The sequence below is a fragment of the Caloramator sp. ALD01 genome, assembly GCF_000472625.1.
GTDB lineage: Bacteria > Bacillota > Clostridia > Clostridiales > Caloramatoraceae > Thermobrachium > Thermobrachium proteoclasticum.
Window position 1 is genome coordinate 1 of record NZ_AXAA01000003.1, and the last position, 22,281, is coordinate 22,281.

The following is a 22,281-nucleotide window of genomic DNA, read 5'->3' on the forward strand; positions in this document are numbered from 1 at the left end:
CCGTAAGGCTAATATATATGGGCCATTAGCTCAGTTGGTAGAGCACCTGACTCTTAATCAGGGTGTCCTGGGTTCGAGTCCCCGATGGCCCACCATAATATGCGGGCGTGGCGGAATTGGCAGACGCGCTAGACTTAGGATCTAGTGCCCAGTGCGTGGGGGTTCAAGTCCCTCCGCCCGCACCATCTTGGCCAGATAGCTCAGTAGGTAGAGCAGGGGACTGAAAATCCCCGTGTCGCTGGTTCGATTCCGGCTCTGGCCACCAATTTTATATGCGGGAATAGCTCAGTTGGTAGAGCGTCACCTTGCCAAGGTGAATGCCGCGGGTTCGAGTCCCGTTTCCCGCTCCAAAATTTGCGGGTGTAGCTCAATGGTAGAGTCCCAGCCTTCCAAGCTGGTTGTGTGGGTTCGATTCCCATCACCCGCTCCANGATATGCGCCTTTAGCTCAGTTGGATAGAGCAACGGCCTTCTAAGCCGTGTGTCGGGAGTTCGAATCTCTCAAGGCGCACCATATTATCTATGGCGCAAGTTCGTGCGCCCATAGCTCAGTTGGATAGAGTTACAGACTTCGAATCTGGAGGTCGTAGGTTCGAGTCCTACTGGGCGCACCAGTAAGAATACAGAATATGGGCCATTAGCTCAGTTGGTAGAGCACCTGACTCTTAATCAGGGTGTCCTGGGTTCGAGTCCCCGATGGCCCACCAAGAAGCCTTCTTCAAAGAAGGCTTTTTTGTGCTTTTTTTTATTTGAAAGTTAGGGTATAATAGCATATGATGGAACAATTTAAGGGAGGAGATAACTTTGGGAAGACCAAGTATCTTTAGTAAAAATTATGAGGAACAGATGAGAAGAAGAAGAATCAATATAACATTAATTATATTAATAATAATTTTTGCAGCCTTCTTTTATACAAAGTATCAATTTAATAAAAGAGGTATTAACATAAATATTGCTGATAAGTTTAGTTTTTTAAAGAAGCAGCAAAAGGATATAAAACAAGATGAGAATATAAATAGAGAAAATAAAAAAGAAGAGATAAAGGATACTCCAAATAATGAAAACAAGGTAGATGAAACATTAAAGGAATATATATATATATCTAATTCACAGAGGCAGTTTAAAGTTGTATATAGAGATGAAAATGGTGTAAAAAAATTTGTTGAGGTAAAATCAGAAGGAGTTAATGTTGACTTTGATATTTTAAAGGATGGAACAAAGGTTGTATTTGATGATAAAGAAAACCAAAATATAATCGTATATTCAATAGATGGAACATATGAAGACATAACTCTAAAAACTTTAAAAACATCTAAATATACATTTGAAAAGGATAAGGTCCTACAGAGGCAGAAGGATTATATATGGGCAGAAAAGCCACATTTTACGTCTGATGGCAAAGTAGTATTTTTAACAAAGCTTCCGTATAATTTGACTAAAAGAGGAATATTTATATGGTATGCTAATTATAATGGTACAAGATTAGTAAGATTAGGTGAATTATCCTATGATATTAATAATATAAAATACGATGGATTTGATGAAAATGAAGGTTTAAGAATAATTTCAGATGGTAAAACTTTTGTTTTAGAAAAGGGGAAGTATAAATTAAAGGAGATAAAGTAAATATAAATAAAAGTCCTCTATAGATATAGAGGATTTTTAATGATTATTTAATGTTTTTGTGATGTAAAAAAGGCAACCCCTTTGATTGGTTTTGGCAGCATTATAACAGAACGAAACAGGAGTTAACAAACAGGAGATTGGGATTGCCTTTTTAACTTATTCATCACATTAATTAATATTACCTTTAAATTTGGGAATTATACATTTAAATGATAAATTTTTTAGGAGGAATTTATGAACTTTGGTATTTCAACAGCTTGTTTTTATCCAGAAGTATTGACAGAAGACACATTAAAAATTATAAGTAGCATAGGATTTAAACTATGTGAGGTGTTTTTTGAATCAGCAACTGAGATGACAGGAGAAATACTTTTAAAGATAGATGAAAACATTAAAAAATATAACTTAAGTATAAACACAGTACATCCATTTCCTGCATCCTATGAACCTTTCCTATTTGATGCCTATAATAGAAGAAGGGAAGAGATGGAGGAAAAGTTTGAATTAGCCTGCAGAGCGGCAAAAAAGCTTGGAGCAAAATATTATATATTTCACGGCCAAAGAAACAATAAACAGATTAAGGATATAAAGTGGACAGCAGAGGTTATGGATAACTTATGTAAAATAGCTTTGAAATATGATGTATATATAGCTTGGGAAAATGTTTCTTGGTGTATGGGAAATGATCCTAAGTTTATACAAGCTGTTAAGGAAAATATGAAGGAAGAGCTCTATTTTACTTTAGATGTTAAGCAAGCTATAAGAAGTGGTAGAAATATAGACGAGTATTTAAATGTATATGAAAATAGGATTGTAAATGTACACATATCTGATTCAAACGAATTTTGTGATTGTTTGCTACCTGGCTATGGTGGGTTTGATTTTAAAGAAGTAATTAATAAAACACAAAATTTAAATAAAGACTGTCAGTATATTATTGAGGTTTATAGGGATAATTATGGAGACTTTGACGAAATAAAGAAAAGCTTTGAATATATGAAAAACTTGGAGGTATAACTGTGAAAAGAATTTTAAGTTGTCTTATAATTATATTTACTTTGTTTTTTACAGGCTGCATAGAATCAAATATTGAACCATCAAATAACATAGAAAAGTATCTTAAGGTTATAGTTTTAGATGTTGGTCAAGGTGATTCTATTTTAATTCAGACACCTAATAGAAAAAATATATTAATTGATTCAGGTTCAAATAGTGTAAGAGAAAGTTTCTTAAACAAATTAGATAAAAATAAAGTTAAGGATATAGAGGTGCTAATTTCTACACATCCCCACGAAGACCATATAGGTAATATGGACGATGTTATAAAGAACTATAATATTAATAATATATATATGCCTAAGGTTACGACAAATACTAAAACTTTCATAAGTATGATGGAAGAAATAAAAAAGAAAAACATTAAAATAAAACCAGCAAAGGCAGGCATTAAATTTGATGTAGATGGTGTAGAGTTTGAACTATTAGCTCCTAATGAAAATTATTATGAAGAATTAAACAACTATTCTGTAGTAGTAAGAGTAAAATATAAAAGCAGGGCATTTTTATTTATGGGCGATGCTGAAAAGCTATCTGAAGGAGAAATACTAAAAAAAGGATATGAAGTAGGGGCTGATGTTATAAAATTAGGGCATCACGGCAGTTCATCCTCTTCATCGGTACAATTTATTAAAAAGGTAAATCCTAAATATGCCGTAATATCAGTAGGTAAGGATAATAGTTATGGGCATCCCCATAGAGAAACCATATCCCTTTTAAATAAGATAGGGATTAAATACTTTAGAACTGATGAAGTAGGAGACATTATATTTGAAACAGATGGATATAATTTATGGACAAAAAAATAAATTAAATTGTTTAATTTTTATGTATTATGGGATATAATGTAAAGGGATAATATATTTTGTATTGTGGGTGATATTTTGAAGGTTTATTATGACAGAATGCACGACATAGTTAGTTTATACTTTGAAATGGAGGATTCAGAAGTTTGTGCCTCCTACTCAGAAGATACTAGCGAGATTAAAAGAGATTTCGACTTCGATGAAGCAGCATCCTTGATACTTGATATGGTTGATATAGTTGATAAAAATGGAAAATGTATAGGGTTTAGAGTGTTCAATGCCTCTAAATATTATGACGAGAACCTTTTAAATAGTGCAGAGGAAGAGGTATTAAGTGAAGAAAATGTAAAATTACCAAAGGATAAAGTTATTGCGAGGTTTTCTAAAGGTCAAATAATTCTGTGATACTATTGAACTTATTTTTTAATTGTGTTATTATTACAATGTTAAACTGTAATAAAAGGCTGTTTATATATAGCAACAGGAAGAACAAAAAGTTGAATAGGAGGAAGTAAAATGAATACAAAGGTAGAAAGATTAGAAAATAATAAGGTTAAGCTTGAAATAACAGTTTCAAGTGAAAAATTTAATGAAGCAGTAGAAAAGTCATACAGAAAGAATGCATCAAAATTCAATATACCAGGATTTAGAAAAGGAAAGGCTCCAAAGGCAGTTATAGAAAAGTACTATGGAGAAGGCGTTTTCTATGAAGATGCAATCAATTACATATTAGACGAAACTTATCCAGTAGCAATAAAGGAAAATAACATTGAACCTGTAGATAGACCAGAAATAGATGTTGTAAAGATTGGCAAGGGAGAAGATTTCGTATATACTGCAGAAGTTGTTGTAAAGCCAGAAGTTAAACTTGGAGATTATAAAGGAATAGAAGTTAAGAAAATTGAATATCCTGTAACAGATGCTGATATAGAGGCAGAACTAAATGCTTTAAGAGAAAGAAATGCAAGACTAATAACAAAGGAAGAAGGAACAGTTGAAAATGGCGATATAGCAGTTATCGACTTTGAAGGATTTGTAGATGGTGTTGCATTCCCAGGAGGAAAGGCTGATAACTACAATTTAACAATAGGTTCAGGAACATTTATTCCAGGCTTTGAAGACCAACTTGTTGGTGCAAAGGTTGGAGAAACAGTTGATGTAAATGTTACATTCCCAGAAGACTACCACGCTGAAGAACTAAAGGGAAAACCAGCACTATTTAAGGTTACTATAAAGGAAATAAAGGTAAAGCAACTTCCAGAACTTGATGATGATTTTGCAAGTGAAGTATCTGAATTTAATACACTTGATGAATTAAAGAATGATATAAAGGCTAAACTACAAAAGGAAAACGAAGAAAGAGCAAAGAGAGATTTAGAAGAAGAAGTTTTAACTAAGGCAGTAGATGCTTGTGAAGTTGAAATACCAGAAGTTATGGTAGAACACGAAATAGACTATATGATAAAGGATTTAGATTACAGATTAAGATATCAAGGAATGGATATTAACAGCTATGTAGAAATGCTTGGAATTACAATGGAAGCATTAAGAAATGACTTCAAGGAAGTAGCAAAGAAGAGAGTAAAAATAAATCTTGTTGTAGAAGCTATAGCAAAGGCAGAAAACATAACTGCTACAGATGAAGAGGTTGAAAATAGAGCAGAAGAAATAGCTAAGATGTACTCAAAGGATGACGTTGAAAAGATGAAACAAGCAATTTTAATGACTGAAAGATATATGATTGAAGAAGAAATAGTTAACAACAAAGTTGTTGAGTTTCTTGTTAACAATAGCAAAGTTACAGAATAATATATAAAAGGCTAGCATACGCTAGCCTTCATTAAAAGGAGGTTATGAATATGAGTTTGGTACCAATTGTTGTTGAACAAACCAGTAGGGGTGAAAGATCATACGATATTTATTCAAGGCTTTTAAAAGAAAGAATTATCTTCTTATCTGATGAAATAAATGATCAAACTGCAAGTTTAGTTGTTGCACAACTACTATTTTTAGAGGCTGAGGATCCAGATAAGGATATATACTTGTACATAAACAGTCCTGGTGGCCAAATAACATCAGGTATGGCTATTTATGATACAATGCAGTATATAAAACCAGATGTTTCAACTATATGTGTTGGTATGGCAGCATCAATGGGTGCATTCCTACTTGCAGCAGGTGCAAAGGGAAAGAGATTTGCACTTCCAAACAGTGAAATTATGATACATCAACCACTTGGTGGTGCACGTGGTCAGGCAACAGACATAAAAATTCACGCAGAACATATCTTAAGAATAAAGAAGAGATTAAATGAAATTTTAAGCCAAAGAACAGGGCAACCTATTGAAAAGATAGAACAAGATACAGAAAGAGATTATTTTATGACAGCAGAGGAAGCAAAGGCATATGGCATTATAGACGATGTTATAATAAAGAAGAGTAAGTAATGCGAGGTGTAACAATGCCAAAAATAGATGACAAGAAACAACTTAAATGTTCCTTTTGTGGTAAAACACAGGAACAGGTAAAAAGGTTAATAGCAGGTCCAGGAGTTTATATTTGTGATGAATGTATAGATCTCTGCTCAGAAATAATAGAAGAAGAGTTATTTGAAGAGCAGGAGGTTGAATACACAGACCTACCAAAACCAAGGGAGATAAAGGAATACCTTGACCAATATGTTATAGGTCAAGAAGAAGCAAAAAAAGCTTTATCGGTTGCTGTGTATAATCACTACAAAAGAATAAATATGCCTAAGATAAAAAACAAAGACATTGAGCTTCAAAAGAGCAACATACTTTTATTAGGGCCAACAGGTTCAGGTAAAACACTTCTTGCTCAAACACTTGCAAAGCTTTTAAATGTACCATTTGCAATAGCAGATGCTACAACTTTAACAGAAGCAGGATATGTTGGCGAAGACGTTGAAAATATACTTTTAAAGCTAATACAAAATGCAGACTATGATATAGAAAGAGCTGAAAAGGGTATCATCTATATAGATGAAATAGATAAAATTGCAAGAAAGTCTGATAATCCTTCAATAACAAGGGATGTTTCTGGTGAAGGAGTACAACAGGCACTACTTAAAATATTAGAAGGAACAGTTGCAAACGTTCCACCACAGGGAGGAAGAAAACATCCTCACCAAGAATTTCTACAGATAGATACTACTAACATATTATTCATCTGTGGCGGTGCATTTGACGGAATAGAAAAGATTATCGAAAAGAGACTTCACACTAATTCAATGGGATTTGGTGCAGAAATAAAAAGCAAGCAGGAAAAGAATGTAGGAGAACTTCTTAAGAATATTCTTCCTGAGGATCTATTAAAGTTTGGTATGATACCAGAGTTTGTTGGTAGAGTACCTATTGTGGTTACATTAGATCAACTTGATAAGGAAGCGTTAATTAGAATACTAACAGAACCAAAGAATGCTCTAATAAAGCAATATCAAAAGCTTTTAGAATTAGATGGTGTTGAGCTTGAGTTTGAAAAAGAGGCTCTTTATAAGATAGCAGATGAAGCTATAAAGAGAAAAACAGGTGCAAGAGGATTAAGAGCTATAATAGAGGAAATTATGTTAGATATAATGTTTGACATTCCTTCAAGGGATGATGTTGCAAAGTGTATAGTTACTCTTGACACGATTGAAAAGAAGCAACCACCTACTTTAATAGTTGGAGAAAATTTAAAAAAGGCAAAAAAAACTACTTCTAAAAAAAATAAATTAAAAAATGAGATAGTTTCTTGAAGTGGCTAATTTTAGCCACTTTTCTTTTTTTTGAATAAAAAGAAATTATAAACACATACTATATTTAAACAAAGGAGGGGATAATATGGCATATGCTTCACAGCTGCTGGTTATTGTTAATTTAATTTTTACAGCTATAATAGGACTCTATTTTTACAATGCTCTAAAAAATCAACAGAGCAGCAAAATATATATCGAGAAGGAGAGTAAAAAGGAACTCGAAAAGCTCTATAAAATGAGAACAACGAGCTTAACAGAGCCACTTTCTGAGAAAACAAGGCCAACAACCTTTGAGGATATTGTAGGTCAAGATAGAGGAATAAAGGCACTTAAGGCAGCACTTTGTGGCCCAAATCCACAACACGTTATAATATATGGTCCTCCAGGAGTAGGAAAGACAGCAGCAGCAAGGCTTGTGCTTGAGGAAGCAAAAAAGAACCCTCTATCTCCCTTCAAGCAGGATGCAAAATTTGTTGAGGTAGATGCAACAACAGTAAGATTTGATGATAGAGGTATAGCAGATCCATTAATTGGTTCTGTTCACGATCCAATATATCAAGGAGCAGGACCTCTTGGTGTTGCAGGTATTCCTCAACCAAAGCCTGGTGCAGTTACAAAGGCACACGGTGGTATTTTGTTTTTAGATGAAATAGGAGAACTGCATCCAGTACAAATGAATAAACTTCTAAAGGTTTTAGAGGATAGAAAGGTATATCTTGAAAGTGTTTATTATTCATCAGAAGACCCCAACATACCTGTGCATATACGAGACATATTCGAAAATGGCCTTCCAGCAGATTTTAGACTTGTTGGTGCTACTACTAAAAATCCAGAGGATATTCCTCCAGCAATTCGTTCCCGTTGTGTCGAAATATTCTTTAGAGCATTAACACAGGATGAAATTGAAAAGATATCAATGAACGCAGCAAAAAAAGGTGGATTTGAAATATCAAAGGATGCTGCAAAACTTGTAAGTAAGTATGCTACAAATGGAAGAGAGGCGGTTAATATAATTCAAATTGCAGGTGGAATAGCAATCAATGAAAAGAGAAAAGACATTACTGCTCAGGATGTTGAATGGGTAATCGAAAGCGGGAATTATTCACCAAGACCAGATAAAAAAATAGAGGTTGAGGCACAAATAGGCCTTGCTAATGGTCTTGCAGTTTATGGACCTAATATGGGTACACTTCTTGAGGTAGAGGCAGTTGCCATAAAACAGGAGGGACTATGTGGAAAACTTATTGTAAATGGAATAATAGATGAGGAGGAGACAGGATCCTACGGCAAAAAATATAAGAGAAAAAGCACATCTAAGGGTTCAGTTGAAAATGTATTGACTGTTTTAAGAAAATGTTTTAATATTGATACGCGTCAATATGATATTCACGTTAATTTTCCAGGTGGAATGCCGGTAGATGGACCTTCAGCAGGAGTTACAATAACAACAGCAATATATAGTGCAATTACTAAATTGCCAATTAATAACGAAGTGGCAATGACAGGCGAAATTTCAATAAGAGGGCTTGTAAAGCCAGTTGGAGGTATACTTGCAAAAATTGAAGCAGCAAAGAGAGCAGGCGTAAAAAAGGTATTAATACCAAAGGACAATTATCAGGACAGTTTTAAAGAATATGATATAGAGATAGTTCCAGTTGAGCATATAAGAGAAGTTATAGAAAATGCAATAATATATGAAAACAAACGAGTTATTATCGATAAAGAAATATCTGATATAGGTATATTGACAGCTAGTAATTTATAAAAATAATAATATAAAGGTATGCATATACTAGCATACCTTTAATTTTGTAGAGTAAAAGAAAAGTTGAAAAAATTGTATGTTATAGGTTATAATATATTAATTGAAACGGCCTTGAAAGGAGTTGATTATATGACAGAAGTTAAATTACCTCTTATACCGCTTAGAGGATTGACTATATTTCCACATATGGTTCTTCATTTTGATGTAGGAAGACAAAAGTCTATTGCTGCATTAGAAGAGGCTATGGTTAATGATCAAACAATTTTACTTGTTACACAGAGGGATTTAAAGGTTGAAGATCCAAACTTTGATGATATATACAAAATTGGAACAATATCAAAAATAAAACAAATACTAAAGCTTCCAGGAGATAATATTAGAGTTCTTGTTGAGGGTATAAATAGAGCAGAAGTTTTAGAATTTACCCAAACTGAACCTTATTTTGAGGCAAAGGCTGTTGTGTTTGAAGAAAAGAAGGTAAATTTAAGTGTTGAAATAGAAGCACTTATGAGGCAAGTTTTAGATGAGTTTGAGGAGTACATATCATTAAACCCAACAATTCCTGAAGATGTTATAGAAACAGTTATTGATATAGATGACGCAAGTAAACTTTCAGATGTTATAACATCATATTTAATTATAAAACAGGAAAATAGACAGGAACTTTTAGAGGCAATAGAACCAAAGGAGAGATTAACTAAGCTTCTTGAGATTTTAGCAAGAGAGATAGAGATATTAAAAATTGAAAGAAAGATAAGTGCAAAGGTTAAGAAAAAAATAGATAAGATGCAGAAGGAATACTATCTAAGAGAGCAACTAAAGGCAATTCAAGAGGAATTAGGAGATAGAGATGGTATACAAGCAGAGATAGAGGACTATAAGAAGAAGATAGATAAGGCAAAAATGCCAAAGGAAGCAAAGGATAAGGCATTATATGAACTATCAAGAATGGAAAAGTTAGGCTCACAATCACCGGAAACAGGTGTTATAAGAACCTATTTAGATTGGGTTGTAAACCTACCTTGGAGTAAAGAAACAAAGGATGTAGAAGATATTAAGAAGGTTAGGGAAGTATTAGAAAAGGAACACTTTGGACTTGAAGATGTTAAAAAGAGAATACTTGAATATATTGCAGTAACAAGGTTAAATAAGAGTATGAAGGGGCCTATATTATGTTTAGTTGGTCCTCCTGGGGTAGGTAAAACATCTATTGCAAGGTCAATCGCAAATTCACTTGGACGAAAGTTTGTTAGGATGTCCTTAGGTGGTGTAAGGGATGAGGCTGAAATTAGAGGACATAGAAGAACATATATAGGAGCAATGCCTGGAAGAATAATAAACGGTATGAAGCAGGTAGGTTCAAAGAATCCTGTGTTCTTACTTGATGAGATAGACAAGATGAGTTCAGACTTTAAGGGAGATCCAGCAGATGCATTGCTTGAGGTTTTAGATGCAGAACAAAATCATAGCTTTAGAGATCATTACATAGAACTCCCATTTGATTTATCGAAGGTTTTATTTATAACAACAGCAAATACGTTAGATACAATTCCAAGACCACTTTTAGATAGAATGGAAGTAATTGAAATATCTGGTTATACAGATGAAGAAAAAATACATATTTGTAAGGATTATTTAATTCCAAGACAAGTAAAAGAAAATGGTATTAAAGAGGATATTATTAGCTTTAGTGACAAGGCAATAAAGGATGTTATTAATCTATATACAAGAGAATCAGGTGTCAGAAACCTTGAGAGAAAAATAGGTACAATCTGCAGAAGAGCAGCTATTGAAATTTTAGAAAATGGAGAAAAGAAGATAAAGATAACTCAGCAAAACTTAGCAAAATATCTTGGAGCTCCAAGATATAAATACGAAGAGATGAACAAGAAGGATCAAATAGGTGTTGTTATGGGATTAGCCTGGACAGCATATGGTGGGGACACTCTTCCTGTTGAGGTAATTCCAATGGCTGGTACTGGTAAGCTTGAACTAACAGGAAAATTAGGCGATGTAATGAAGGAATCAGCAAGAGCCGGTTATAGCTTTGTCAGAGCAAACGCTAAGCAATTTAATATAGATGAAGATTTTTATAAAAATATGGACGTACATATTCACGTACCAGAGGGTGCTGTTCCAAAGGATGGACCATCAGCAGGCGTTACTATGATAACAGCAATGGTATCTGCTCTATCTAAGACACCAGTAAGAAGCGATGTCGCAATGACAGGGGAGATTACGTTAACAGGACGTGTTTTACCTATAGGAGGGGTTAAGGAAAAGGCACTTGCTGCCTATAGAGCAGGAATAAGAACAGTTATTTTACCTATGGATAATAAAAAAGATATAGAAAAGATACCTGAAAACATAAAGAAAAAAATTGAATTTAAATTCGTTGAAAGAGTAGAAGAAGTGCTGGAAATTGCACTAAGGAGGTAATTTATGATAATAAGAAAAGCAGAGATTGAATGTGTTGCGGCACTAAAATCTCAATATCCAACTAAAGGATACCCAGAGGTTGCCTTTGCAGGAAGGTCAAATGTTGGGAAGTCTTCCCTAATTAATGCACTTGTTAATAGAAAAGCATTAGCAAGAACCAGTAGTAAGCCTGGTAAGACAAGAACAATTAACTTTTATAATATAAATGATGCATTATTTTTGGTTGACCTTCCAGGTTATGGATATGCCCAAGTTTCTAAAGAAGAGAAGAAAAAATGGGGTGCAATGATTGAGGGGTATTTAAATGGAAGAGATGAGTTGAGATTGGTCATATTGCTTGTTGATATAAGGCACGAACCTACGCAGGATGATAAGTTAATGCTTGAGTGGATGAGGCAGACTGGAAAAAAGGTAGTGGTTGTAGCTACTAAGTCTGATAAATTAAGCAATAATCAGCTAATGAAGCAGGTACCACTCATAAAAAAATCTCTTAAATTAACGGAGGAAGAAAGATTTGTACTCTTTTCATCAGAAACTAAAAGAGGTAAGGACGAATTATGGGATATAATTAAAAATGAATGTAGTATAATTGAATAAACTTAAAAGGTGCTATAATTATAGCACCTTTTAGATAATTAATCTTATATGAATTTATTGGTTTTGGGGGATAAAACTATGATAAGTTTTTTAGATTTAATAAAGGAATTGATTATTTTTTTTATAATAATATTAATACCTTGGATGGTTTTTAGAAGACAAATTTTAAATAGAACAAAAAAGAAATATGTAGTTATAATTTTTATTTTTTATGTTGTATTGTCTTTATTTACACAAAATCTTTTTCCTTTTGTATTAGTGCTTTTAATTTTACAGAAGGAGAAAAAAAGGGGTAACAAAGAAGAAAATAAGCTTATAAAACCCTTAGGGGATAAAAAGTTTGAGATAATTTTATTTAGTTTTGCTCTTAAATTTATTACAATGCTTATTACTGCACTTTTTGCAATATTTTTAGTAAAGATTGGAATTGAACCAAAACAACAGACAATCGTTGATATGATTCAAACTTCAAGTTGGATTAAGTTGGTATTTTTGATGTTTGTAATCAATTTATTTGCTCCTTATGTTGAAGAATTTATTTTTAGACATATTATTTATCATAATTTTAGTAGAAAATATGGAAAAACAATAGCTGTACTTATTTCAAGTACTCTTTTTATGCTATTACACTTTAATTTAGTAAGTTCAATTGCTACTTTTTCTCTTGGGGTTGTTAATTGTATATTTTATGAAAAATATGGATATAAAGCGGCAGTTCTAAACCACTTTATAACTAACTTCACATCATCAATAGTACTTGTAGCGATAAAAATACTTAATAATGTAGGTATTGCATTGCTATTTTAGAAAAAAAGCCTTAAACAAAATTTTGTTTAAGGCTTTTTTTCTAAAATGGTATGTTTGACAAACTCTCAATTATTCTATCAATTATCATTGACCTATGCTCTGGTAGGAAGGGTTTAAGAGCAGATAATACGGCAATTACGTTGTTTTGTGGATAGGTTAGATTATTTTGTGGTAAATTGATATTGCTTTGCCCTTGTGGTAGGTTTAGATTAGATAACATTGCACTTAATTGATTCATATCAATGTTTTGCATTATGTTTTGAATTTGTGACATATCAACATTATTTAAATCAAGTTGATTATTTAAGTCTTGGTTGTGGTGCTTATGTTTATGGTGTTTTTTGTGGTGACCCATCTAATCACTTCCTTAAATTTCTATGTATGGGGATGGATTCCCATCCCCATATGCTTCTAATATTAGCAGCATTTAATTACTTCTTGCCACAGCCGCAGCAAATTAGATAGTAGAGTACAATTACGAATAGAACGCTGTTGTCAATTGTAGTATTTCCTCCGATGCAATCTACTGGACTGTCATTATGGCAGCCAGGTCCTCTTCTGCCAAATTGTAATAGGATAAGAAGTAGGATTATTAAGCTGCACATATTGTTGAGACCACAACATTTCTTTGACATAGCAAACCCCCCTTTACCTATAGGATATTAACAAGTTGTTGTGGTAGTGGTGCATGGGGATTTGGAAAGCAGGAATATCAATGCTAATATTAGTAGAGCAAATAGGGAATCTCCTCCAAAGAAGTTATCACAGTGATGATGTTTTCTTCTGCACCTTCTGCACGAGCATCCATATCCCTGATTTCCATACCCTAATATTATTAAAAGTATTAAAAACCATGCCCAAGTATTAGTATTTGTTGGTTGACCTGTTGGACAGCAGGATAATAAATTTGATATATCCATATATTCACCTTCTTCCTTGTCGAATTAATGTATTTCTAATAATAATCTATGTATTAAATTGAATTTTGGTTACAAAAAAAGTAGGTGGAAACCTACTTGAATGGGAAAATATAATCTTCTTCACATTTATCTAATGTTTCAAACTTAAAGCCTTCTTTTTTATAAAACTCAATTATTTTAGGAAGGGCACATAGTGTTGCATTGTCACTTTGTCTACAGTGCATAAGAAGTATTATTCTTGAATGAGTTCCATAATCTGTTGCATTTTTATATATGGTTTCAACATCTTTATTTTTACCTATTCCATCTCCACAGGAGATGTTCCAATCGTATATTCTATAATTTTTTTCCTTTAATAAATTATAAAATTCCATATTAAGCCTTTTATAGCTTCCCCCCGGGAATCTAATTATGTATGATTTATATTTTGTAACATCATATATTAGATTTTGTGTATATTCCATTTCATTTATGAAGCTTTCATAATCACTGTATATTTTTTTATAGTCGTGGGAGTAGGAGTGGAGTGCTAATATATGTCCCTTTTCGCGTATCTCCTTAGTTATTTCAGGATATTGTTTAACTTTATTTCCAACAACAAAAAATGTAGCTTTAACTTTATGTTCATCTAAAACTTTAAGTATATCAAGGGTTAGTTTGCTTGGGCCGTCATCAAAGGTTAGGTATATTACTTTAGAATGGCTATTATGCTTTTCTTTTTTGATTGTTATTAATGGGAGAGTAGAAGACGAAGCTATCTGTCTATTATTCAGCTTTACATAATGAATATTTATGTAAAATTTATCTTCCCTATAATCATAAATTTGGTCTAAATTGAATTTATAATTTTGATTATTTACTATATATTCTTCAATACATTTTGTACTAATTTGATATATGTTATTAAAATTAAGTGTTAATAAAAGTATTATTTTTAATACAAATAAATACAATTTAACGCCTCCAAAATGCTATCTAATAAAATATATTTAGAAGACAATAAATAAATAACAATTAGAATAATAAAAATTTTTAGACTATCTTGTCTAAATACAAAAAATATGTAATAATTAACTTGTACTACTAAGGAAGAGGTGATGATATGAATAAGACAAAAAAGATAATTTTTGAGGCAGCAATAAAGGCCTTTTCACAAAAGGGTTATCATAAATCTACAATGGATGAGATTGCTGAAACAGCAGGTGTTGCTAAAGGAACCCTCTATTATCACTTTAAAAGCAAGGAGGATATTTTTAAGTTTATAATAGATGAAGGTCTAAAAATGATGGAGGAAGAAATAATTGATAAGACAAAACACTTAGAAAATCCCATTGAAAAATTAAGAATGGTATGTAAAGTTCAATTAGATTTAGTAATAAAATATATAGAGTTTTTTAAGACTATATTAAGCCAAATGTGGGGAGATGAAGATAGACAAAATCAATTAAGAGAGATATTGAATAGATATTTTAATCTTATTGAGGGTTATTTACAGGAGGCTGCAGATGCAGGATTGATAGATGGAACTGATATAAAGGTTAAGGTATATAACTTCTTTGGAATAATGGCTTCAACTGTAGTATATAGCTTAATACATAAGGATAAGAATGCAAATGATATAATTGAGGAGACTATTGAATTTATAATGAGAGGTATAGGGAAGAGATAAACTTATGTATATCTCTTTTAGATTGTTGACAAACCTACTTGTTAGCTGAATTTTGAAAAAGCCCCATGAAAGGATTTCAAAAGGCTCTTTCATGAGCTTTAGAAATTCTTAGCTTTTCGACTTTGGAAAAGTCCGTAATTCGGCACAGGACGTGCCGAGCCGAGCGGCCATCAGGACGATGGCATCGCGAGGGTAGGACTTTTTCAAACAAAGAAAAGCTTAGAATTGCTTAAGCCGTAGAACGAATGCCTAAGAAATCCTTCATGGGGCTAATTAATATATAACTTTTTCAACAGCCTGATAAGAGGTAAACTTTAGTTTACCTCTTTTTTTATGTAAAAAAATGTATTAACAAAAAATACATAAAATTTTAAACTAATTAGTATAAAAATATATTGACTGGTCAGTATAAAAGATGTATTATTATACTGACCAGTATAATTAGGGAGGTGAAAAAATGAGAGCACTTAAAATTGCAAAGAAGGATTTAAAAAATTTGTTTACTAACAGATTTAATCGGGTAGCGGTGATTGTTGTATCCTTAATGCCTCTTCTTTATAGCTTCTTATACTTATATGCCTTCTGGGATCCTTACAGTAAACTTGATAAGATGCCAGTTGCGGTGGTAAATTTAGATAAGGGAAGTACAAAGGATGGAGAAAGAGTAAATTACGGCGATGATATAATAGATGAGCTGAAGGATAACACAAAAATAAAATGGGAATTTGTAGATTATAACAGAGCTATGGATGGGCTAAATAATAAAGGATACTATTCAGCTGTTATAATCCCAGAGGACTTCTCAAAGAGGATAACTGATGCGTCAGAGGGAAAAATAGATAAAGCAGAGCTTATCTATATACCTAATGAAAAGAAAAATTTCTTGGCAGCACAGGTGTCCTCAAGAGTAATGCTTGAACTTAAGGACGAAATTGCAAAATCAATTACAGAAGAAGCTTCAAAGGTTGTAATTGACAGCCTATACGAGGTTAAGGATGGACTTTCAGAGGCAAAGGACGGTAGTGTAGAGCTTAATGATGGAGCAATAAAATTAAGGGATGGTTCAAAGGAACTGTCAGATGGATTAAAGATGGCAAAGAATGGAATTGTTAAGCTAAATGATGGTTCAAAACAATTGAAGGATGGTTTAGGTATTTTAAACAATGGTGCAGAAAAGTTAAATGATGGTTCTAGGAAGCTCTCAGATGGTTTAAAAACAGCAAGTGATGGTTCGAAAAATTTAAAGGATGGTTTGACTGCATTAAAGGGTGGACAGACAAGTTTAGTAGAGGGACTTGATAAGGTAGTTCAAGGTATGTCGGTATTTGCACCAAATCTTTTAAATGCTAAATCTGGAATTCAAATGCTTTATGAAGGCTCAATAAAACTTGAAGCGGGATTAAATGAAATAGTCAACAGAGTTTCACAGTTTAAGGCACTAATTGAGGATGGACAAAAAGATGTAGATAAACTTGCAAATGGTGCAAATCAGGTTGCAGATGGTGCTAAAAATTTAAATGAACAAGTAAGTGCACTTAATATGGGTACAAAGTTAAATAGTGCAGCCCAAGGTATAGATGAAGTATCAAATGCGATAGATTCAGCAAAGGCACTTTTAGATGCAGGTAAGGTAGATGAAGCAAAATTAGTATTATCAGCAATTCAAGAAAAGAATCTAAAGCAAAATTTATCAAAACCTCTTAAGGAATCGGCTGTTGCTGTGGATACATTAGTGCAAGCAACTGCAACTTTAAAGGAAGGTACAAAACAAGTAGCAGAAGGAACACAAAGGTTTGCAGAAGCAAATAGAAGCTCAGCTCAAGGACTTACAGCATTACTAAATGGTTTAAATGAAGCAAAAAATGGTGCGTTATCATTAAAAATGGGCTTAGGGCAAGTTGCACAGCTTTCATCTAATGAAGGAGTTGCAAAGCTTTCAAATGGAGTTGCAGAGCTTAAGATAGGAGCAGAAAAGATAAGAGATGGATTAAATGTGGCAGAGAGCAAAACAGGAGAGCTAAGTGAAGGCTTAAACAAACTTTATTTAGGTTCATTAGAACTTAACAATGGTACAGTTTCACTAAAGGATGGAGCAGCAAAACTTTATGATGGTTCATCAAAGTTAAATGATGGTTTAGTTTCATTAAATAGTGGAACAGATAGATTGTATGATGGTTCACTAAGATTAAATGATGGATTAAATAAATTAGCTGATGGGACTTTAGAATTAAAGGATGGATTAACTGAAGGATATGATAAGATAAATAATAAATTGAAGTTCTCATCAGAGGATATGTCAAAATTTATGTCTGAACCAGTAAGACTAAATGAACAGCCAATCAATCACGTTCCTGACTATGGTACAGGTTTTGCTCCTTATTTTATCCCACTATCACTTTGGGTTGGAGCACTTATAATGTTCTTTATAGTTTCTGGTGAAGTTGATGATGAATTTAAAGGACACCCAGCTGCTATAATATTTGGTAAGTTTATTACATTTGCATTCCTTGGAATATTACAGGCAGTAGCATCAAGCTTTATTTTAATACACGTTTTAAACTTAGAAGTTAAGAGCTTGGTACTATTCTATGGATTTAATATATTATTATCCTTTGTGTTTATATCAGTAATAGAAGCATTAATAATGATATTTGGAGATGCAGGAAGGTTCCTATCACTTGTACTTTTAATGCTACAACTTACTTCCTGTGCAGGAACATTCCCACTTGAACTTGTTCCAAATTTCTTTGTAAAAATAAACCCATATCTTCCAATGACCTATGCTACATCGGCACTTAGAGAGATTATCTCTGGTATAGATTATGGTGTATTAAGAGGAGATGTAGTGGTTTTAATAGCATTTATGATTGCTTCTATTATAGTATCGATATTACTAAAGTATAGATTAGAGAAGATATCTCAAAGGTTAGAAAAAATTAAACAAAGCACTCAGGTGGCATAAGAGGATGTACCTCTTATGCCTTTTTTACTGAAGACAAAAATCTCTCTTTATTGTTGCATTTAAATATTTTAATTTTTTAATTAAAAAGAAGGAATTTTTGATTTTATGTATAATATAGTAAATATGGGGGGATTTTTGTGGAAGGTTTATTGTGTTATATGAAAAATAAGGCAAATAAAATGGAAAAATTACTAAAACCATTAATAAACTTAATAATTGTTTTAGGTTTAATAAAAATAGGTTGGGGAGTTAAATTAGATGTATTTGTGTATATTTTAAATTTGTTTTATATTATTTTATTGCACACTTTTAATTCTACATATCTTATAATAAATGCAGTTGTATTTTCTCTATATTTTGCTATAAATACACTTCAAACTGGAATAAGATACGATTTGATAATTTTAAATTTAGCACTTCCAATTATGTATACATATTTTCATAACAATCACACCAAAAATCATATTAGTCTTTCCCAAAATGAAGCAGAACTTTTAACATCAGCCTTAGACAATATCCACTTACCTTTAATGTTATTAGATAATAATGGTCAAGTAGTTAAATCCAATATTTCATTTAAAAATATAGTTGGATATGATATAGACTATAAAAATCTTTTGAGCTTAGTGGAAGATATAGATGTTAATGAACTAAATAAAACTTTTTATAATTCAATAAACAAGAGAATTCCGTCCTACAAAAGAGTAAAAGTCAAAAGTTTAGATGATGAAGAAGTAACACTTTTATTTCATCCACTATCATATTTTAATAAAAATTTATGTTTATGTTTAATGCTTAGCAGTACAAACAAAAATATAGCGGATGATATGAAATCTATCATAGATAATCTATATAAAAATGAACAAAACAGGTCTGAGTTTTATGCAAATTTAGCCCACGAACTTAGGACACCTCTTAATGTTATATTAGCCTCAATGCAGATGCTAAATTATATTAACCAAGATACATCGGCTAATAAATATATGCAGATAATGAAGCAGAACTGCCTAAGGCTTTTAAGGCTCATAAATAACCTAATAGACGCTACAAAGATAGATGCTAATTTTTTAAACCTAAATTTAAACAACTACAACATAGTTAATATTGTTGAAAACATTGTACAGTCTGTTGTTGATTATGCTAAGACTCAAGGCATAGATATTATTTTTGATACAGATGAGGAGGAAGTGATTGTTGCCTGCGATCCAGATAAGATTGAAAGAATAGTTCTTAATCTATTATCAAATGCTATAAAGTTTACACCTCAGGGAGGAAATATAATTGTTTATGTAAAGACTTTAAATGAATATGTTAAAGTTAGCGTTAAAGACACTGGATGTGGTATACCAAAGGAAAAGATAGAGACTATCTTTGATAGATACAGGCAGATTGAAAATAATTGTAAAAAATGTGGAAGTGGTATAGGACTATCTCTTGTAAAGAGTTTAACTGAACTTCACGGAGGTTTTGTGGAGGTTGAAAGTGTAGAGGGAGAGGGGAGTACGTTTAGCTTTGCAATCCCTATAAAAACAATAGATACTGTAGGTGAGACAGAGGTATTTGAACATAATATGAATGTAGAAAAGATAGAGGTTGAGTTTTCAGATATATATTCATAGTTAGTGTATTATAGAAAACAAAATAAACAAAAAAGTGCCATAAATAGCATTTATGGCACTTTTTTAATCATAAATTATACATTTATACTATTATAGGTATTCAAATTTAGTTCCTTCTCAGAATTTGCTACAATTGTTGTTCCAACAGCATCTCCTGTTACATTTACAACTGTTCTACACATATCGAGTATTCTATCTATAGGAAGAATTAATGCTATACCCTCAACTGGTAATCCTACCTGTTGAAGAACCATTGTAAGCATTACTATTCCGGCACCAGGAACACCTGCAGTTCCTATTGATGCAAGAGTGGCAGTTAAAACTACAATAATAAGTTGAGTAATAGTTAGATTTTTACCAAACAACTGTGCTATAAATACCGTTGCAACACCCTGCATTATTGCAGTACCGTCCATATTTATTGTTGCACCAAGTGGAATTGTAAAGCTTGCAATTGATTCTGGTATTCCAAGCTTTTCTTCACAGGTTTTTAAGTTTACAGGGATGGTTGCATTACTGCTTGATGTACTAAAGGCTACAACCATTACAGTCCAGAACTTTTTAAAGAAGTTAATTGGGTTTACTCTACCTAATACCTTTAAAAGTGAACCATATACAAGTATTAGCTGTATTAAAAGTGCAAATAGTACAGTAAATCCATATTTTAAAAGAGGAATTAAAACCTTCATACCCTGTGACATAAGTACGTTAGAAATGAGTGCAAATACGCCTAATGGAGCAAATAGCATAACTACTCCAATTAGCTTTAGACATACTTCATTTGCCTGCTCAATTAAACTTAAAAGTCCCTTTGCTTTTTCGCCAACAAGTGTTATACATATTCCAAATAGTATTGAAAATACAATTATTTGAAGCATTTCACCCTTTACAAGGGATTCAAATGGATTGGTTGGAATCATATTAACAAATATGTCCATTATAAATGGTGCTTGATTTGCTTTAAATTCAGTTGATGATGTAAGATTAAGCCCTACACCTGGTTTAGTTATATTTGCAAGTATTAGGGCAATTGTCACTGCCAAAGCTGTTGTAGCTAAATAATATACTATGATTTTACCACCAATTCTACCAAGCTTTCTAATATCACCAAGGCTTGCTGTACCAACGATAAGAGAAAATAATACTAATGGCACAACTATTAATTTAATTCCTCTTAAAAATATATTACCTACAGGAACTAAAATCCACTTTGATAATGTGGAATTTAGAGCTTCTGGGAAAAAGTTGTTGGCTAAAATTCCAAATATGAGTCCTAAAATAAGAGCATATAATATTTTTTTAGCCAGAGAAGTTTTTTTCATTTTACCAATCCCCCTTAAAATAATAATTTATAGTTCAATTATATACAAAATATTATGAAATATGCAATATAAAAAACCATAATAATTCAATTATAGTATTTAAATTTATTTAAAAGTCTGTTTTATATAGTTATTTAGTGATATATTGTATTTCTTTTTATTTGTATTACACAATGCTTTGGTAATGGCAGAAATATAACCGATATTATTAAAAATGAATTAGGGGTAAGGGGAGAATATAATGACAGAATTCGAAAATAAAGTTGCAAAAGAACTTTTGATAAAGTTTACGATAATAGAAGGAATTACATTTGAATTTAATGATATAAGTTGATATAATTGTTCTATTGTTTAAACAGGGGGTGTTATTTTGAAGGTTAGGGTCACAAATAAAAATAGTTTATTCTATGGACAAGAGTTCATAGTAGATCTAATGAATCATCAATATGTAGGGTCTAAAAGGGGCAAAATAATAGTAAAATTTGAGGATGTAGAGTTTATTAGCTTAACAGATAGCGAGAGAAGTATACTTCTTCATAGAGAAATATTAAAGACTTCTATACCAAAGGCACTAAATGGACTTTTTTATTATAATCTATTAATTGACACAATTTGTCGACATATAGAAGGGGATTTTAATAGGGTTGAGGTAATTAAAGAAGATTATAAGGAATTAAAGAGGGTATGGGAAAAGAATCTTTTAATATTAGTAGATAAAATTCCAGTTAAGATTAATATAATAGGACAATATTACACTAAAAATAGTATTGATGTTAACATTACAACAGTTTCTCAAGAGGAATTTATAAGAGAATGCTTAAAGGAAGAGGAAAAATTGGAGAAGGAAATAAGAGAGAGAAACAAAAGAATAGAAGGAATAAAAAGGGCTGTATCTATGGCAATATAAAAGATACAGCCCTTTTTTATACTGGTTATT

Annotated in this window: 19 protein-coding genes and 8 tRNA genes; 23 read left to right on the forward strand and 4 right to left on the reverse strand. The window is 32.1% G+C overall.

What is annotated here, in order from left to right; translation table 11 throughout:
* The first annotated feature begins 19 nt into the window (after positions 1 to 19).
* The 19 genes from A3M9_RS0101945 to A3M9_RS0102035 all read left to right on the forward strand — a co-directional run bounded on the left by A3M9_RS0101945 (position 20) and on the right by A3M9_RS0102035 (position 12,852).
* Positions 20 to 95, forward strand: a tRNA-Lys gene (locus A3M9_RS0101945).
* A 6-nt stretch (positions 96 to 101) separates the two neighbouring features.
* Positions 102 to 185: transfer RNA gene (locus A3M9_RS0101950), tRNA-Leu, on the forward strand.
* A 4-nt stretch (positions 186 to 189) separates the two neighbouring features.
* Positions 190 to 265 (forward strand) — tRNA-Phe (locus tag A3M9_RS0101955).
* A 9-nt stretch (positions 266 to 274) separates the two neighbouring features.
* Positions 275 to 350 (forward strand) — tRNA-Gly (locus A3M9_RS0101960).
* A gap of 6 nt (positions 351 to 356) precedes the next feature.
* Positions 357 to 430: transfer RNA gene (locus A3M9_RS0101965), tRNA-Gly, on the forward strand.
* Between the two features lie 6 nt (positions 431 to 436).
* Positions 437 to 513: transfer RNA gene (locus tag A3M9_RS0101970), tRNA-Arg, on the forward strand.
* 23 nt (positions 514 to 536) lie between these two features.
* A tRNA-Arg gene (locus tag A3M9_RS0101975) sits at positions 537 to 613 on the forward strand.
* A gap of 17 nt (positions 614 to 630) precedes the next feature.
* Positions 631 to 706, forward strand: a tRNA-Lys gene (locus tag A3M9_RS0101980).
* A 97-nt stretch (positions 707 to 803) separates the two neighbouring features.
* Positions 804 to 1,625 (forward strand): hypothetical protein, encoded by an 822-nt coding sequence (locus tag A3M9_RS0101985; RefSeq protein ID WP_027307714.1) that lies wholly within the window; start codon positions 804 to 806, stop codon positions 1,623 to 1,625.
* Positions 1,626 to 1,859: 234 nt separating this feature from the next.
* On the forward strand, positions 1,860 to 2,642 hold the full coding sequence (locus A3M9_RS0101990) for a sugar phosphate isomerase/epimerase (RefSeq protein ID WP_027307715.1): 783 nt from the start codon (positions 1,860 to 1,862) through the stop codon (positions 2,640 to 2,642).
* Positions 2,643 to 2,644: 2 nt separating this feature from the next.
* Positions 2,645 to 3,490: a ComEC/Rec2 family competence protein gene (locus A3M9_RS0101995; RefSeq protein WP_051350548.1), complete on the forward strand. Its 846-nt coding sequence runs from the start codon at positions 2,645 to 2,647 to the stop codon at positions 3,488 to 3,490.
* A 75-nt stretch (positions 3,491 to 3,565) separates the two neighbouring features.
* Complete coding sequence (locus tag A3M9_RS0102000; protein ID WP_027307717.1) at positions 3,566 to 3,892, forward strand: hypothetical protein; 327 nt, start codon at positions 3,566 to 3,568, stop codon at positions 3,890 to 3,892.
* 111 nt (positions 3,893 to 4,003) lie between these two features.
* Positions 4,004 to 5,296, forward strand: coding sequence for a trigger factor (tig, locus tag A3M9_RS0102005; RefSeq protein ID WP_027307718.1), 1,293 nt, complete (start codon positions 4,004 to 4,006; stop codon positions 5,294 to 5,296).
* 50 nt (positions 5,297 to 5,346) lie between these two features.
* Positions 5,347 to 5,934: an ATP-dependent Clp endopeptidase proteolytic subunit ClpP gene (gene clpP / locus A3M9_RS0102010; RefSeq protein WP_027307719.1), complete on the forward strand. Its 588-nt coding sequence runs from the start codon at positions 5,347 to 5,349 to the stop codon at positions 5,932 to 5,934.
* A 14-nt stretch (positions 5,935 to 5,948) separates the two neighbouring features.
* Positions 5,949 to 7,244: an ATP-dependent Clp protease ATP-binding subunit ClpX gene (clpX, locus tag A3M9_RS0102015; RefSeq protein ID WP_027307720.1), complete on the forward strand. Its 1,296-nt coding sequence runs from the start codon at positions 5,949 to 5,951 to the stop codon at positions 7,242 to 7,244.
* A gap of 85 nt (positions 7,245 to 7,329) precedes the next feature.
* Positions 7,330 to 9,009, forward strand: a complete 1,680-nt coding sequence (lonB, locus tag A3M9_RS0102020; RefSeq protein ID WP_027307721.1) for an ATP-dependent protease LonB — start codon at positions 7,330 to 7,332, stop codon at positions 9,007 to 9,009.
* Between the two features lie 129 nt (positions 9,010 to 9,138).
* A complete protein-coding gene (lon, locus tag A3M9_RS0102025) occupies positions 9,139 to 11,448 on the forward strand; it encodes an endopeptidase La (protein WP_027307722.1) in 2,310 nt (769 codons plus the stop codon).
* Positions 11,449 to 11,451: 3 nt separating this feature from the next.
* Positions 11,452 to 12,045, forward strand: coding sequence for a ribosome biogenesis GTP-binding protein YihA/YsxC (gene yihA / locus A3M9_RS0102030; protein WP_027307723.1), 594 nt, complete (start codon positions 11,452 to 11,454; stop codon positions 12,043 to 12,045).
* Positions 12,046 to 12,123: 78 nt separating this feature from the next.
* Positions 12,124 to 12,852 carry a CPBP family intramembrane glutamic endopeptidase gene (locus A3M9_RS0102035; RefSeq protein ID WP_027307724.1) on the forward strand — a complete coding sequence of 243 codons (729 nt, stop codon included), beginning with the start codon at positions 12,124 to 12,126 and terminating at the stop codon, positions 12,850 to 12,852.
* Between the two features lie 40 nt (positions 12,853 to 12,892).
* Here A3M9_RS0102035 and A3M9_RS14055 read toward each other — a convergent pair whose 3' ends face one another.
* From A3M9_RS14055 to A3M9_RS12970, 3 genes are all read right to left on the reverse strand, one after another.
* Positions 12,893 to 13,207: a hypothetical protein gene (locus tag A3M9_RS14055; protein ID WP_027307725.1), complete on the reverse strand. Its 315-nt coding sequence runs from the start codon at positions 13,205 to 13,207 to the stop codon at positions 12,893 to 12,895.
* A gap of 307 nt (positions 13,208 to 13,514) precedes the next feature.
* On the reverse strand, positions 13,515 to 13,772 hold the full coding sequence (locus A3M9_RS14570) for a hypothetical protein (protein ID WP_143290248.1): 258 nt from the start codon (positions 13,770 to 13,772) through the stop codon (positions 13,515 to 13,517).
* A 92-nt stretch (positions 13,773 to 13,864) separates the two neighbouring features.
* Positions 13,865 to 14,725: a polysaccharide deacetylase family protein gene (locus tag A3M9_RS12970; RefSeq protein ID WP_051350549.1), complete on the reverse strand. Its 861-nt coding sequence runs from the start codon at positions 14,723 to 14,725 to the stop codon at positions 13,865 to 13,867.
* Between the two features lie 149 nt (positions 14,726 to 14,874).
* Between A3M9_RS12970 and A3M9_RS0102050 the strand changes: the two genes are divergently transcribed.
* The 3 genes from A3M9_RS0102050 (at position 14,875) to A3M9_RS12975 (ending at position 20,022) form a co-directional block, all read left to right on the forward strand.
* Positions 14,875 to 15,441, forward strand: coding sequence for a TetR/AcrR family transcriptional regulator (locus tag A3M9_RS0102050; RefSeq protein ID WP_027307726.1), 567 nt, complete (start codon positions 14,875 to 14,877; stop codon positions 15,439 to 15,441).
* Between the two features lie 457 nt (positions 15,442 to 15,898).
* Positions 15,899 to 18,403, forward strand: coding sequence for a YhgE/Pip domain-containing protein (locus tag A3M9_RS0102055; protein WP_027307727.1), 2,505 nt, complete (start codon positions 15,899 to 15,901; stop codon positions 18,401 to 18,403).
* A gap of 137 nt (positions 18,404 to 18,540) precedes the next feature.
* A complete protein-coding gene (locus A3M9_RS12975; protein WP_051350550.1) occupies positions 18,541 to 20,022 on the forward strand; it encodes a PAS domain-containing sensor histidine kinase in 1,482 nt (493 codons plus the stop codon).
* Positions 20,023 to 20,096: 74 nt separating this feature from the next.
* Here the strand turns inward: A3M9_RS12975 and A3M9_RS0102065 are convergent, their stop codons facing one another.
* Complete coding sequence (locus A3M9_RS0102065; protein WP_035165667.1) at positions 20,097 to 21,344, reverse strand: dicarboxylate/amino acid:cation symporter; 1,248 nt, start codon at positions 21,342 to 21,344, stop codon at positions 20,097 to 20,099.
* A 370-nt stretch (positions 21,345 to 21,714) separates the two neighbouring features.
* Here A3M9_RS0102065 and A3M9_RS0102075 point away from each other — a divergent pair, with 370 nt between their 5' ends.
* The gene (locus A3M9_RS0102075; protein ID WP_027307729.1) at positions 21,715 to 22,251 is read left to right on the forward strand and encodes a hypothetical protein; all 537 of its coding nucleotides are present in this window, start codon (positions 21,715 to 21,717) and stop codon (positions 22,249 to 22,251) included.
* Positions 22,252 to 22,281 lie beyond the last annotated feature (30 nt).

Excerpts from the sequence above, each read along its gene's own strand:
- A3M9_RS0101990 (WP_027307715.1), top strand. The coding sequence starts at position 1,860 with ATGAACTTTGGTATTTCAACAGCTTGTTTTTATCCAGAAGTATTGACA.
- tig (WP_027307718.1), top strand. The coding sequence starts at position 4,004 with ATGAATACAAAGGTAGAAAGATTAGAAAATAATAAGGTTAAGCTTGAA.
- clpP (WP_027307719.1), top strand. The coding sequence starts at position 5,347 with ATGAGTTTGGTACCAATTGTTGTTGAACAAACCAGTAGGGGTGAAAGA.
- clpX (WP_027307720.1), top strand. The coding sequence starts at position 5,949 with ATGCCAAAAATAGATGACAAGAAACAACTTAAATGTTCCTTTTGTGGT.
- lonB (WP_027307721.1), top strand. The coding sequence starts at position 7,330 with ATGGCATATGCTTCACAGCTGCTGGTTATTGTTAATTTAATTTTTACA.
- lon (WP_027307722.1), top strand. The coding sequence starts at position 9,139 with ATGACAGAAGTTAAATTACCTCTTATACCGCTTAGAGGATTGACTATA.
- yihA (WP_027307723.1), top strand. The coding sequence starts at position 11,452 with ATGATAATAAGAAAAGCAGAGATTGAATGTGTTGCGGCACTAAAATCT.
- A3M9_RS0102035 (WP_027307724.1), top strand. The coding sequence starts at position 12,124 with ATGATAAGTTTTTTAGATTTAATAAAGGAATTGATTATTTTTTTTATA.
- A3M9_RS14055 (WP_027307725.1), bottom strand. The coding sequence starts at position 13,207 with ATGGGTCACCACAAAAAACACCATAAACATAAGCACCACAACCAAGAC.
- A3M9_RS14570 (WP_143290248.1), bottom strand. The coding sequence starts at position 13,772 with ATGGATATATCAAATTTATTATCCTGCTGTCCAACAGGTCAACCAACA.
- A3M9_RS0102050 (WP_027307726.1), top strand. The coding sequence starts at position 14,875 with ATGAATAAGACAAAAAAGATAATTTTTGAGGCAGCAATAAAGGCCTTT.
- A3M9_RS0102055 (WP_027307727.1), top strand. The coding sequence starts at position 15,899 with ATGAGAGCACTTAAAATTGCAAAGAAGGATTTAAAAAATTTGTTTACT.
- A3M9_RS0102065 (WP_035165667.1), bottom strand. The coding sequence starts at position 21,344 with ATGAAAAAAACTTCTCTGGCTAAAAAAATATTATATGCTCTTATTTTA.